11 protein-coding genes are annotated in these 12,865 nt (G+C 59.6%); 3 read left to right on the top strand and 8 right to left on the bottom strand.

Going from position 1 to position 12,865, the window contains the following annotated elements:
• Positions 1-3: 3 nt before the first annotated feature.
• Positions 4-237 (bottom strand): hypothetical protein, encoded by a 234-nt coding sequence (locus ACILSL_RS20140; protein WP_395733857.1) that lies wholly within the window; start codon positions 235-237, stop codon positions 4-6.
• 160 nt (positions 238-397) lie between these two features.
• Between ACILSL_RS20140 and ACILSL_RS20135 the strand changes: the two genes are divergently transcribed.
• On the top strand, positions 398-2,935 hold the full coding sequence (locus tag ACILSL_RS20135) for a peptidase MA family metallohydrolase (RefSeq protein WP_395733856.1): 2,538 nt from the start codon (positions 398-400) through the stop codon (positions 2,933-2,935).
• 18 nt (positions 2,936-2,953) lie between these two features.
• Here ACILSL_RS20135 and ACILSL_RS20130 read toward each other — a convergent pair whose 3' ends face one another.
• The 5 genes from ACILSL_RS20130 to ACILSL_RS20110 all read right to left on the bottom strand — a co-directional run bounded on the left by ACILSL_RS20130 (position 2,954) and on the right by ACILSL_RS20110 (position 8,914).
• Positions 2,954-3,406, bottom strand: a complete 453-nt coding sequence (locus tag ACILSL_RS20130; RefSeq protein WP_395733855.1) for a hypothetical protein — start codon at positions 3,404-3,406, stop codon at positions 2,954-2,956.
• 43 nt (positions 3,407-3,449) lie between these two features.
• Positions 3,450-4,319 (bottom strand): FAD:protein FMN transferase, encoded by an 870-nt coding sequence (locus tag ACILSL_RS20125; protein ID WP_395733854.1) that lies wholly within the window; start codon positions 4,317-4,319, stop codon positions 3,450-3,452.
• Positions 4,316-5,911, bottom strand: a complete 1,596-nt coding sequence (locus ACILSL_RS20120) for a flippase activity-associated protein Agl23 (RefSeq protein WP_395733853.1) — start codon at positions 5,909-5,911, stop codon at positions 4,316-4,318. The genes ACILSL_RS20125 and ACILSL_RS20120 overlap by 4 nt, the downstream gene beginning before the upstream one ends.
• A 24-nt stretch (positions 5,912-5,935) precedes the next feature.
• Positions 5,936-6,433, bottom strand: a complete 498-nt coding sequence (locus ACILSL_RS20115) for a hypothetical protein (RefSeq protein ID WP_395733852.1) — start codon at positions 6,431-6,433, stop codon at positions 5,936-5,938.
• Positions 6,434-6,496: 63 nt separating this feature from the next.
• Positions 6,497-8,914: a spermidine synthase gene (locus tag ACILSL_RS20110; protein WP_395733851.1), complete on the bottom strand. Its 2,418-nt coding sequence runs from the start codon at positions 8,912-8,914 to the stop codon at positions 6,497-6,499.
• Positions 8,915-9,021: 107 nt separating this feature from the next.
• Between ACILSL_RS20110 and ACILSL_RS20105 the strand changes: the two genes are divergently transcribed.
• Entirely contained in the window at positions 9,022-10,008 is a 987-nt protein-coding gene (locus tag ACILSL_RS20105; protein WP_395733850.1) for a class I SAM-dependent methyltransferase, read from the top strand.
• Positions 10,009-10,163: 155 nt separating this feature from the next.
• Here the strand turns inward: ACILSL_RS20105 and ACILSL_RS20100 are convergent, their stop codons facing one another.
• Entirely contained in the window at positions 10,164-11,342 is a 1,179-nt protein-coding gene (locus ACILSL_RS20100) for a M12 family metallopeptidase (RefSeq protein ID WP_395733849.1), read from the bottom strand.
• A 329-nt stretch (positions 11,343-11,671) separates the two neighbouring features.
• On the opposite strand from ACILSL_RS20100, the gene ACILSL_RS20095 reads away from it, so the two are divergent.
• Complete coding sequence (locus ACILSL_RS20095) at positions 11,672-12,082, top strand: hypothetical protein (protein ID WP_395733848.1); 411 nt, start codon at positions 11,672-11,674, stop codon at positions 12,080-12,082.
• A gap of 24 nt (positions 12,083-12,106) precedes the next feature.
• Here ACILSL_RS20095 and ACILSL_RS20090 read toward each other — a convergent pair whose 3' ends face one another.
• Entirely contained in the window at positions 12,107-12,637 is a 531-nt protein-coding gene (locus tag ACILSL_RS20090) for a hypothetical protein (RefSeq protein ID WP_395733847.1), read from the bottom strand.
• Positions 12,638-12,865 lie beyond the last annotated feature (228 nt).

Here is a 12,865-nt window from a genome sequence, read left to right as displayed (position 1 = left end):
CGGTTACTTGGGCAGGTCGTCTTCATCTGCATGGGCCAGCTTGGTCAGATCCAAGCCTGAACGCACCCCCAGGTTCCAACTAGGCAGTGTGTAGGGGGCACCTTTTGGCATGACTGATCTGTCCGCTTTTTTGCGCGCCAGCTTCAGCATCTCCAGCAGCGCACGCTGAATGCTCTGCGCGTCTTCCGGTTCAAGGGCTTCAATCTCCTTTTCGAAGTTCAGGGTGATGCTGCTCATGGCGGCAAAATAGACTGACTCGTGCACGAAAGCAATGCGGGGAAAGGGCGGCAACCAATGCCGGCAGGCCATCCTCCGTTCACGCGTGTGTCCTGCATCTTTCCTTTCCACGCAGGCACAACTCATGCGAGAATCGGGTGTTCGGACACGATTTGAATCCATGCGCCTGCTTTCCTGCCTTCTGCTCCTTCTGGGCATCTCGATCTCGAATGCTCAGCAGATCGATCTCGAAAAAATCTTTGAGGAACGCAATCTGGGGCCGGTGGGGGAGCTGCTGGCACGTGGGGATTACGAACTCGTGGCGCGCATCGGCGAAGCGGCGGCGGAGAAGGGGCTGAAGGCTCCGGACTGGCGGATTTTGCGGTTCAAGGCGTTGCGGGAAATGGGGCACATCGAGCAGGCTCTGGAGGAAACCGGCAGGGCGCTGGTGCTGTTTCCGGGACATTTCGAAATCCTGCTGCTGCGTCATGATCTGGCGCACATGCTGGGCCGGGCGGATGTGATGGCGGAGGCTCTGAAGGGGATCAATGAAGCGGCGAAATCGAAGGCTGCGAAGGATCGCACGGCGATGGAATCGGTGGTGCTTGGCCGGGCGGCTGTGATGCTCGGGGCCGATGCGCAGAAGGTGATCGCACAATACTTCAAACTGGCGCAGGGCAAGGATGCCAAGCTGGAAGCGGCGTATCTGGCCGAAGGAAATCTCGCGCTCGAAAAGGATGATGCGCAGCGCGCGGCGGATGTTTTTCGTGCCGGACTCAAGGCGCATGGTGAGACGGCCGATCTGCGGCTGGGGCTTGCCAGAGCGTTTCAATCGGGTGATCGCGAGAAGGCGACGGAGAGCTTGAAAAAGGCGCTGGAATTGAATCCTCATCTTGCGGCCGCTCATCTGCTGCGGGCGGAACAGCTCATCGGCGGGGAAAAGTTCATCGAGGCCGAGGCTGCCATTCAGCAGGTGCTGGATCAAGATGAGTACAACCCTGTGGCATGGTCGCTGCGTGCGGTCGTGGCCTACCTGTTCATGGCCGATGCCGGCAAGATGGAGGAGGCACGAGCGCATGCTTTGGAACGGTGGGGTAAGAATCCCGAGGTGGATCACACCATCGGGCGTTGCTTGTCGCGGGCCTATCGTTTTGCCGAGAGCTCGGCCCGCCAGCGTCAGGCACTGGAGTTTGATCCGAAGTATCTGCCGGCCAAGATGCAGCTCTGCCATGATCTGCTCCGCCTCGGTGAAGAAGCGGAGGCATGGAAGCTCGCGGAGCTGATCCGCAAGGAGGACGGCTACAACATCCAGGCGCACAATCTGGCGCTGCTGGAGAAGGAGATGAATGGCTACACCACGCAGACCTTCGAGGACTTCATCTTGAAAATGCCGAAACGCGACTGGCCCATTTATGGCGCGCGCGCACTGGCGCTGCTGCGCGATGCGAAGTCGGTGCTGGGCGCGAAATACGGCATGGATTTGAAGCGGCCGGTGCTGGTGGAGTTTTTCGGTGCGCAGCAGGATTTTGCCATTCGCACCTTCGGCGCACTGGGCGGGCAGGGGATGCTGGGCGTGTGCTTCGGCACTGTGGTGACGATGAACAGCCCCGGCAGTCTGGCCCATGGCCGCAACAACTGGGAGAGCACGCTGTGGCATGAGTTCTGCCATGTGATCACGCTCACCGTGACGAAGAACCGCATGCCGCGCTGGCTGAGCGAAGGCATCAGCGTTCACGAAGAGCGGCAGCGTGACCCCGCCTGGGGCATGTGGATGAATGACAAGTTTCGCGAGATGGTGCTCGATGAGGAAACACTGACGCCCCTGACGCGTCTCAGCGGTGCTTTCATGGCGCCAAAGACCCAGGATCATCTGATGTTCGCCTACTATGAGTCGAGCCAGGCCGTGGAGTTTCTGCTGGAGAAATTCGGCAAGGACAAGTTCCAGGGCATTCTGCAGGAACTCGCCGCTGGCAAGCGAATCAACGATGCGATCGCCGCGAACGTGGGTGACATTGAAGAAGTCGAGAAGCAGTTTGCCCAGTTCATCACCGCCAAGGCCCAAAGTTATGGTGCCAAGGCTGAATGGAATGAGCCCAAGCCCGAAGAGCTGAATCCCTTTGAGCCCGGCTCATTCACCGAGTTTCTCAAAAAGCACCCCACCAATCTCTGGGCTCTGCACAAGGAGGCCGGGGCAATGATGGAGGCCAAGAAATGGGCCGAGGTGCTGCCGCTGGCTGACAAGATTATCGAACTGCTGCCGGAGAGCTACGATGCCGACAGCGGCTACGCGCTGAAGGTGCAGGCGTTGCGTCAGCTCAAGCGTACGGATGAAGAAGCCGCCGTGCTGCGGCAGATCGCGGCGAAATCATCCAGCGCTCAAAGCTCCTTCCTGCGCCTGATCGAACTCGATGTGCCCGCCAAGCGCTGGCCGGAAGTGAAAGCCAATGCCCTGCGTTCGATGGCCTTGAATCCCTTTCTTGTGACACCGCAAAGAGCGCTGGCAGATGCCTATGCGGCGCTGAACGACACGCCGGAGGCGATTGCGGCTTATGAACGCGTGTTGGTGCTCGATCCCAGCAGCGGTGCACAGACGCATTTCAAGCTGGCTGAACTGCTCCGTGCATCCGATGCCACGAAGGCGAAGCGCCATCTGCTGGATTCACTGGCGCTGGCTCCAAGGAATCGCGAAGGGCTCGCTCTCTTGGCAGCGTGGAAGTGATCTTGGAGTGAGTGGCTTCTACCTGGTCTGTGAGAACAGGCGCAGGGTGCCAAGTTCCAGTGTCAGTGCCTCCAACTCGGACGGGTCTTTTCCAAGGACCCAGGCATGGATCTTGTAGTCCTCGTCCAAGGCAAAAAGGGTCGTCTGATAGATGGAGCCATCGGACTTGGTCTTGCGATGCCACGTGACTTTGTGAGTGCCGATTTTACCAGCATGCCGCGTGCTGCCGGCGAGTGGTGCAAACGATGGATGCCCGCCGATGTAAAAACCGATTTCACCCTCTGCGGGCGATTTGGGGATGCCATGATAAACCCTGAAGTCCGGTCCCGGCACCTTGTGCCAGCGCATGGAGACACTGGAGTTTGGGCCGAGCAGATGGGCCTTTTCTTCTTTGGACAGCTCGGGTGCTTGTTTGCTGGAGCACGAGGCGAGAATGGCGGTGAGGAGGAAAATGAAAGCGATTCGGTGCATGGTTGTGAAGATGTCGAATTGAATGGGGCTCGGCTTTTGGGGGCTATTGCATTTCCAACTCCAGCGCCTCCACACCCTCATAGCGGGTGCACAGCGCATCGATCTCCTCTTTCTCCATCACCATGAAGGCGGTCGAGAGAGCGTCTGACAATGCAGCGGTGGGGGCGAGGGCGTAGGTGCGGCGGTTCCTGAGGGGGACGGGTGCAAAAAGGCGCGGGTTCATGATGTGCGCGCCTTTGACGGCAAAGCCGGAGCCGCTCACCGCGCGATTGAGAAGAGCGGTTCGTTTTTCACCGCCTCCGAGGGTGATCGCCCACGCTTCTTTGCCGCTCGGTGCACCGATGGCAAGGATGGTGCTGTCTCCGGCATTGAGGACGAAGTTGCTGATCTTCCAGTCCTGCAGCACGTCGGCGGCTTGATCGAGCGCGTAGCCTTTGCCCATGGCACCGAGGTCAAAGATCATGCCGGAGGCATGCACGGTGGCGCTCATGGTTTCTTCATCAAGGTCGAAGCGGTGGCTGCCGATAATCTGGCGCGCCTGCTCCAGCACGTCTTTGTTCACCTGGCGTGGCTCGCCTTCGGACGTGATGAAGAGATTCATGAGCGGACCGATGGTGATGTCGAAGGCTCCGGCGGTCTCCTGATGCATGGCCTTGGCCAGCGAGAGGCAATCCCACGCCGCCATGCCCACGCGGATGCTCTCGCCTGCTTTGAGCTGCCCGAGACGGTAGATGTCGCTGGTGGCGCGGAAGCGGCTCAGCTCGTCTTCGAGCCGGGCGATTTCTTGAAACACCGCCTGTGAGGCCTGGGCGGCGTAGGTTTCATCGGCATCCTCATGATTGATGATGACGTCGAAGGTGGTGGCCATCGCATTGCAGGTGAAGCGATGGTGCTGCGGGGCGGGTGTGCTCACGGTTTGGCGGCCTCCTGCTGCTTGCGCAGGCTGTGCCGGTCCCAGAGGGATTGTTCAATCCAAAGGTTCAGCATCACACCGGGGCGAAGGCCGAAGAGATCCGGCTTGGTGTAGGTTTTGCCGGCAAACTTCGCTTCCAGCGCGGCCTTCATCTCGGGTTCTGCGATGATGATCCGTGCGTCGATGGTTTCAGGGATGGTGTTGGTGTAATGAACGCTTCTAATGTCGCGCCAATACCAGGGCAGCGGCCAGCCCGCGTCGCGATTGATGACGAGCACATTGAAGGCATCATCCGGCGCGGTCTTCTGCAGCTCCCGAACCTGGGGCAGCAGCCGCAGGAGATTGGTGGAGGTGTGCGAGTAAACGTAGGGATTGCGCGAATCGGCGGCGTAGAGGTGAATGGCGTGGTTGGTCTGCGAGAGCAGATGGTACATGCCGAGGGCGAAGGCGACCCTGAAAACGATTCGCGAGATGCTGCCGGTGAGCGCGCTGGAAATGGCGGCGGCACCCACTCCGGCCAGCAGCGTCAGCGCATGCTGGGCGCTGAGGATGGACCACGGAGTCTTATAAGCGAGGAAGGAATAGATGGAGAAAAGGACCAGGGTGTAAACGGAGAGAAAGACGAGAAAGGCCTGCCGCGCGGGCTGCTTCGTGTGGTTTCCCAGAAACGCATGCAGCATGCCGATGATGCCCAGGCCGCCGATCATGGCCTCGCTCCACACGAGGCCGTCTTTGCGCCAGAAGATGAGCGTGAGGTAGTAGTGCCAGGGCTTCTCATGGCCGCTGCCACCGGCGCGCTCAAAGTAGTTCAGGTAGGTCAGGGCGCTGTCCTTCACGGCCTGCCAGTCTTTGAAGCCGCCGGAGTAGATCGTGATGCTGGTCACGATGGCGGCGATGATGACCCACAGCCAGGGGGAGGCCGCACGGCGTTTGCCAGCACCGCTGTCATAGCCGCTGGGCCGGGGGGCGAAGTCGCCGACCATCATTTTGGTGACGGCCAATCCGACGAGGCCTGCGACGACATTGATGGCGAAGGTCTCCTTGGTGGCGTGCTGCATGCCGAGGGCGAAGCCTGCCAGCACCAGCCACCAGCGCCCGCCCCCCTGAGAGTAGTGCCACAGCGCAGCGATGCTGAGAGTGATGAACAGCACCAGCGGCACCTCCATGATGAAGTAGCGTGAGTAATAGACCTCCATCGGCGAGATGGCGATGAGCAGCATCGCGAACCCCGTGGCAAGCCGGCCGAGTGCATTGCGCAGCAGCAGCGTGGTCAGCAGGAGCAGCAGCCCGCATACCACGGGCACGGTGCGCAGCTGGGCTTCGGTCCAGGTGGAGGAGTCGCCCCAGCCGGCCAGTTTGGACCAGATGCGGGTGATGTCGTGCAGCCCCGGGCCGTGGAAGTCTTTCGGGTCGTATTGGAAATGCCCGGTGGCCTGAAATTCGGCGGACTTCATCGCGAGGATGGCCTCGTCCGTGTGCATGGGGCGTTCGCCAAGGGTGGGGAAGCGGTAATAAGCGCCCAGGAAAAGGGAGACCAGGGTGAAGATCGTCAGACCGAGGAGTCCGAGTGATTTTTTCTGAGGAGGGGGCATTTGGAAAAACGAATGTCGAAGGGGCTAAAGGAGTTCGCGGCGTTCGACCTGAAGGCTTTGCTGGCGGGTGCGGCGCAGGTGAAAGCGCTCCTGGGTGGGAGTCAGGGTTTCACTGCCGCCGTGCTCAATGAGGACGGTGACGTACTGCGGATGCACGGACATTTCGAGAAAGCGCAGCACGGGGGTGCCGCGCGTGCGAAAGAAGCAGTGCAGGGGAATGTGCGGGTGCGCCGCGTTCCACAGCCAGCGTGCCGGTGAGAAACGCTCCTCATCCATCAGGGCGCAGAGGATCTCACGCATCACCATCTCACCATGTTTGCGAGACCACTTCCAGGCCTCCCGGCGGTTCATGAGTTCATTGAACTTGGCCACGAGCGGGTTGGCATGCGCCTGCTCCATCTCCTGAATGATCTCCCCGGTGTGCACCGCCATGGCGGTGCGGAATTCCTCCCGCGTGATTTGGCCGCTGTCGAACCAGCGGAAAAGCTGCTGCGGCGTGGGGACTGGATCGAGTGAGGGCATGGCGAATCGCCTAAGTTTGGCGCGTTCGCGGGCGTTCGCAAATTCACTCTTGGTCCAGAAACCCTATTCCTTCGTGTTCTGCGGGATGTCCAAAATTTTCAGCAGATTGTGATACCGGTCGGTCCAGAGCCGGACGTCGTGCTTCAGTTCAGTCTCATTTCCCAGCAGTTCCGCTGGCGTGGCCTTGAGGAAGGCCTCGTTGCGGGTCACGAGGATGTAGTCGGTCGAGTCATGGTCGCCATCAGCCTCCGTGGCGATGCGGACGGTTTTGAAGCCGGCCGCCGCGGCGATCTTTTCAATCACCGGCGCCAGCACGAGATAACTGTTGGTGATGTGCACGGCGATGATGCCGTCCGGCTTCATGTGGCGGTCATAGATGGCAAAGGCTTCCTGAGTCAGCAGGTGCACCGGCACGGAGTCCCCGCTGAAGGCGTCCAGCAGCAGCACATCAAACTGCTGTGATTTTTCACGATCAAGCGCCAGACGTGCATCGGCAACGACAATCTCCACCTTGGCTCCGCGCTTTCGGGCATCTGCGAGGTAGAGGAACCATTTGTCCGCGATGCGCACCACGTCGGGATTGATGTCATAGAAGCGGAAGGTCTGGCCGCTTTTCGCGTAGCAGGCCACGGTGCCCGCACCCATGCCCACGACGCCGACACGCGCGTCCGGGCGGTCTTTGAGGCTGTCGAGCGCCTTGCCGATGCCCGTGTGATGGCCGTAGTAGGACGTGGGCTCTTCACGGATCGACGCATCGAGGTTTTGCATGCCGTGGATGATGCCCCCGTTAGTGAGCTGGCGGTATTTCAAGGTCTCGCCGCCGCTTTGGTAATCATCCTCCGAGACGGAGAGCATGCCGTAGAAATTGCGCACACGTTCCACCTTGTCGTCATGCTTGAAGCCGAGGTCGGACATCAAAAGCAGGATCATGGTAAAATACATGCCCAGCAGGGTGACGGAAACCAAGCCGGGCCGCATGCGCCCACGCCGGGTCAGTCGGAAAATGAGCCCCCCCAGGCAGAGGCCGATGGTGCCCAGGGCGCCGTAGATCGCCGCAGCCGGTGGCATGTCTTTTTGCTTCATCAGTTCCCGCAACTTCTCAAGGGTCAGGATGCCTCTTTGATGGAGCTCCCAGCCAATCCAGCAGGTCACGGCCGTGATGACCAGGGCCAGCAGCCATTCCCACACATGTTTGACCCGCAGCACCGAGCGCAGCAAAATATAGCACGCCAGCGCAGCCACCACGATGAGGCTGATCGGCCACTCAGCAAAGGAGGTGAACAGATGCGGAGCACCCAGGCTGACGAACAATCCACCCAGTGCACCGCCGAAGGACATGAGGAGATAAAACTCCGTGAGCCGACGCGGGGCGGGTTTCAGCCGTGTGAGTTCGCCATGGCAGAGCATGCAGGCGATGAACATGGCGCTGAAGGACCAGCCCAGCTCCCAGATGAAATTCGGCGTGAGGTCGATGTTGCTCAGGTGAAACTTCCGTTTGGTCAGCTGGTTCAGGATTGGCTCCACATGGTTGTGCATCCACAGTTCGAAATTGATCCAGTATGACTGGCCTTGCAGGAGCTTTTCCGTGCAGGTGAGAAACAGGACGGGCAGCGCCAGCAGCGCCCACAGCGCACAGATGCGCGCATACCAGCGCTCATGCTCAAAGCAGATGATGAAGGTGAGAAGGTAGAGGCTTAGAGGCACGACCCACAGGAAGGGGATCACCGCCACGTCCTGGCAGACGTGATTCGTTGCGGAAAGCAGCACGCAGCTGGCCAGCGCGGGCAGCAGCACCCACTGGATTCTTTTCAGCCAGCCGGGATGGTCGGCGGCGGTGTCGATCACCACATCGGGCCTGGCCTCTGCCTCGATGGCGTGATTGCGGTCCAGCCAGATGCCTGCCAGGGACAGCACCACAAAGGCGCCGAAGCCCACTGCCCACAGCGTGGTCTGCTCCAGCACATCCCAGTGGACTTCGAAAAACAAAGGGTAGCTCAGCAGGGCCGCGAGCGAGCCGATGTTGGAAAGCGCATACAGCCGCCACGGGCTGGCCCCATTCGTGGTGCGGGTAAACCACACCTGCACCAGCGGACTCGTGCTGGAGAGCACAAAGTAGGGCAGCCCCACGCTGACAAAAAGCAGCAGCAAAATGCGCAGCGCCGGATCTTCGGTGCCCGTGGGCTTCCACATCTCATTCGGAGCGATGGGCAGCATGGCGATCGCCATGCCGAGCAGCAGGCCATGCACGATGCCCTGCCAGCGCCGTGGCAGCAGCGTCAGCGTGTGCGCATAGGCATATCCGGCGAACAGCACCACCTGGAAAAACAGCATGCAGGTGGTCCACACTCCCGGACTGCCGCCGAACCATGGCAGGATGAATTTGCTGATGATCGGCTGCACCTGAAACAGCAGGAAGGCGCTCAACAGGCTCAGTGCCGCGAGGATGAGACCGGGCACGGCACGGGAAGGGGAGGCGGACATGGGAGGAAGGGCGTGAGGCTGGCATATCACCCTGATTGTGGGAAGATAAAAGTAAGGACATTGTGCAGAGCCGCTGGCAATCCACGCCTATCGCGACATCATGCCGCATGCCGCAACCGCCCCGCCGCCCCTTCCGTCCTCGTCCCTCACCGCCTCGTGAGCCGGGCAGTCGCGAACAGGGGGAGCGCCAGCCTGGCCAACGCGAGCAAGGCAGTCGTCCGCAGAGCAGCAGTGAGCAAGGCCGCCGCGAATACGGCAATCGTCCGCAGGGCAACCGTGAACCCGTCAAACGTGAGTTCGGCAATCGCGCCCAGCGCAAACTCAACCGTGCTCAGGGCGGCCACACACACGGCACCTCCTGGGAAAAATCCGCCGACTGGTACGACGGCATCATCGGCGAGCGCGGCTCCGAACTCTACCAGGCCGTCGTCATTCCCGGGGCGCTCAATCTGCTGGCACCCAAACGCGGCGAGCGCGTGCTCGATCTCGGCTGCGGTCAGGGGGTGTTTTCACGCGCGCTCGCGCAGGCGGGCTGCCAGGTGACCGGTGTGGATGCCGCCCCTACGCTGATCCAAAAAGCACGCACTTACCCCGTGAAGCCGCCGGTGCGTTATCTCGCCCGCGATGCCGCGCAGATTGAAGATCTCGGCGAGTTCGATGCCGCCTCCGCCATCCTCTGCGTGCAAAACATGGAGCACCTCGATGTCGTCAGCGCCGCCGCCGCGAAAGTCCTCAAGCCCGGCGGTCGCATGCTCTGGGTTGTCAATCATCCCGCCTTCCGCATCCCGCGCCAGACGAGCTGGGGCAATGATGAAGCCACCAAGATCCAATACCGCCGCATCGATGCCTACAGCAGCACCCTGAGCATCCCCATCATCATGCACCCCGGCAGGCCCGACAGCGAGACCACCACCTCCTTCCATCGCAGCCTGCAAACCCTCACCGGCACCGGCTTCGGCGCGGGCTTGCGGCTTGCAGGCATCGAAGAATGGTATTCGCACAAAGAGAGCCAGCCCGGCCCGAGGGCTAAAGCGGAGAACCGGGCGCGGAAGGAGTTTCCGTTGTTTCTAGCGCTGCTGTGGGAGAAGCGCTAGTATCAGCGGCATTTCTGCCTCCTCAGGGCTTCCCTGCAACAGAGCCGCGCCACGAAGAGCGCGGAATGAAGCCACGTCGGGTCCGGTTGACCAAAAGCAACGCCGCTGGCACAAGCTCGGCGGCGTCACTCGATCCGGCGAGTCTCAACAACGCATCATTTGTACTCAATGCGAACGAGCATGCCTTCGACTCTTCGGGACTGCCCGCGCGTTCCGCAGAATTGCCCGTTGGAATACAAGCCGGTATCCCCGATGTCCTGCAAATGCGCCATGTAGAAGACATTGAAATTGGCCGCAGCCGGACCCGTCAGTTCAATCGCGAAACCCTCGAGCCTGCGCGACTGCCCACGCGTTCCAATGAAGTGACCCGCATCAACCCAGGGCACATCCCCGATGTCTTGGAGGTGGGCCATGTAGCGGCAGCCCAGGCCCGGAATGACCGCGCCAAAATCAATCTGAAATCCTTCCAGACGCCGGGATTGCCCACGCGTGCCGCCAAACTGATTTTCATGCACCACCACATCGCCGATGTCTTGCAAGTGAACGAGCAGATTGAGCCGGATAGCAGGCTTGGGATACAGAGACGCGGCGAATTGCGCGTCTTGCGCATCAATGTCCAGACCACCGTCCACGGCAACCCCGTCAGTCATGATCGATCCGGGCAGCCAGTAGCACATGATGGAATTGATGTCTGCGTGCGCTGTCGCCATCAGCGCAGAATTGTCGAGCGGCGTGAGCACCTGCGCAATGACCTGCTCACGTGTCCAGCCCTGGGTCGCCATGAAATAAGCAATGGCCTTTTCTCTGTCGATCCGGTTCACAATTTCGGAGCGCATGTGTTCATGCGGAAATCCGAGCGTGTGACCCGTCTCATGGCGAACGACCCGATGAAATTCAGAATCGGGAGTGTTCATGGTGAATCCCTGTAGATTCATGGTGGGCTGGCCTGCGGCTATGTGGCCAATGTCTGTTCCCAGGTAGGACCAATAGCCGCTGTTGGCCCGGCTGATTCGCACCTGGGGGTTAACCGCAGACTCAACGAACGTCACGTTGGAGGTGGCGTTCCACGCGTTCATGTGTGAAATGATGCGCGCTCTGAGATCCGCCGCTGGATTGTCAAGAAAGCCAACCGTCAGCTGAACGCCGCCAGCCCCCCAATATTTTGAAGTCAGAACAGCGAGATGTGCCGGCGGGATGACAACATCCGGTGCTAATGCCTTGAGCATGTGTACGGCCGGTGCGTTGGTTGGATTGATTGCAACAGCCGTTGCAGCCGCTGCTTCTCTGAGCTCTTCGGGCAGAGTTTTAATTGAGCAAGGTATGTAGTTGTTCATGATAGAAGAATAAGTGCTAGGGTGATAAAATCTAGCCACTTAATTATTAGTACTAAACATATTTGTAAAATGTCAAAAATTAAATAGATGAAATATGTTTTATGTTAATCTTAAAGCTTATAAGATGTAATTAAAATGTGTCAGCTTGGAGGCGTTTAAGCTGCTGAAAACAGGGCGTGAAAAAAACGCGCGAGCTTGGATGCGTTGGGCCGCCGCGATGACTTCCATAACCCCCCAGCGTCTGCGACACGCCTCGCGTAACGTCACGAAAACCGCGATAACGACTCTTATGAATTCAGCATCATGCTGGCGCATCAAGCCCGCCAACCATGAATCATCAAACCATGGATTTCACGAGCAGCACGGATCCATTCAATGCTTCATCCTCCGTCATCCGTGAAAATCCGTGCGATCCGTGGTCCTGCTTTCCCTTGCCAAGATCAAGGCATCCGCAGAATGAAGCTGTCCGGGCTGCGCACCAGTTGCAGCGCAACTGGTCAACTTTTCACACCAGCCTCACATGCCTGCACCCCGGGAGGCCCGACAGCGAGACCACCACCTCCTTCCACCGCAGCCTGCAAACCCTCACCGGCACCGGCTTCGGCGCGGGCTTGCGGCTTGCAGGCATCGAAGAATGGTACTCGCACAAAGAAAGCCAGCCCGGCCCGAGGGCTAAAGCTGAGAACCGGGCGCGGAAAGAGTTCCCGTTGTTTCTGGCGCTGCTGTGGGAGAAGCGGTGAGCTGGTTGTTGAACCCGCTCCGGCTCAATAGACCAGCACTTCGTCTTTCTCCACCCTGGGCTGCTTGTGCCTCCAGCGGTACACGATGGGATGCACGGTGCGGTTGTCCCCGAAAAAGTCACTGATGAACGGTGGGGCGAAAACGGTGAAACCGAACTGGCGGTAAATGGGCAGCAGATGCGTTTCCGTCTTGGCGATGAGGTAGTCGGCCCTCCAACGCTGGGCGATTTCACTGACGCCCAGACAGAGCCGGAGGAGATAGATGCCGGCGCTGCCGTCTTTGGCACAGACTCGGGAGGATTCCAAACCGAGGCCCTGGGTGGGAAGCTTCAGCCCCTGCGCCTTGGACTCAAGAAAAAGTTCGAAAGGCTGGACTTCATCGCTGCGGAGAATTCGGGCCAATGCCAGAATTTGATCGTGCTTGTCGCACAGGGCAAAGTGATGGGCCCGCGGGTCAAAATCATCCAGGACCCGGATCAGGGTGCCTTTGTAAGCGTCACGGCGAAACTGCTCGATCAGGTGTTGATGGTTGTTGAATGACAGCTCTCGAAGCATCGAATGCAAAAAATAGGGGGGTGGTGGTTTGCCTTGGGTATTATAGCGGTTCGCAAAACTCATTTCCGTTTAGCAGGCTGTTTCTTGATCGATGATCATGGGCTTCGACGGCGGCTGGCTGAGGACACAGGCTGTGTGAAAACACTCTTTTTAGAAAGGCCTGCCCGGAATGCCGGTTAAATTCTGGCATTCTGCCAGGCGATTTTGCCCTCAGCGCTGTGCTGCTTT

It is taken from the genome of Prosthecobacter sp., assembly GCF_044222345.1.
Lineage (GTDB): Bacteria > Verrucomicrobiota > Verrucomicrobiia > Verrucomicrobiales > Verrucomicrobiaceae > Prosthecobacter.
The sequence above is the reverse complement of the archived record's forward strand: the minus strand, read 5'-3'. Positions and strand labels throughout refer to the sequence as shown.

Coding starts and splice junctions, on each gene's coding strand:
- ACILSL_RS20130 (WP_395733855.1), bottom strand. CDS start 3,406: ATGCACCGAATCGCTTTCATTTTCCTCCTCACCGCCATTCTCGCCTCG.
- ACILSL_RS20090 (WP_395733847.1), bottom strand. CDS start 12,637: ATGCTTCGAGAGCTGTCATTCAACAACCATCAACACCTGATCGAGCAG.
- ACILSL_RS20110 (WP_395733851.1), bottom strand. CDS start 8,914: ATGTCCGCCTCCCCTTCCCGTGCCGTGCCCGGTCTCATCCTCGCGGCA.
- ACILSL_RS20100 (WP_395733849.1), bottom strand. CDS start 11,342: ATGAACAACTACATACCTTGCTCAATTAAAACTCTGCCCGAAGAGCTC.
- ACILSL_RS20105 (WP_395733850.1), top strand. CDS start 9,022: ATGCCGCAACCGCCCCGCCGCCCCTTCCGTCCTCGTCCCTCACCGCCT.
- ACILSL_RS20115 (WP_395733852.1), bottom strand. CDS start 6,433: ATGCCCTCACTCGATCCAGTCCCCACGCCGCAGCAGCTTTTCCGCTGG.
- ACILSL_RS20095 (WP_395733848.1), top strand. CDS start 11,672: ATGAATCATCAAACCATGGATTTCACGAGCAGCACGGATCCATTCAAT.
- ACILSL_RS20135 (WP_395733856.1), top strand. CDS start 398: ATGCGCCTGCTTTCCTGCCTTCTGCTCCTTCTGGGCATCTCGATCTCG.
- ACILSL_RS20120 (WP_395733853.1), bottom strand. CDS start 5,911: ATGCCCCCTCCTCAGAAAAAATCACTCGGACTCCTCGGTCTGACGATC.
- ACILSL_RS20140 (WP_395733857.1), bottom strand. CDS start 237: ATGAGCAGCATCACCCTGAACTTCGAAAAGGAGATTGAAGCCCTTGAA.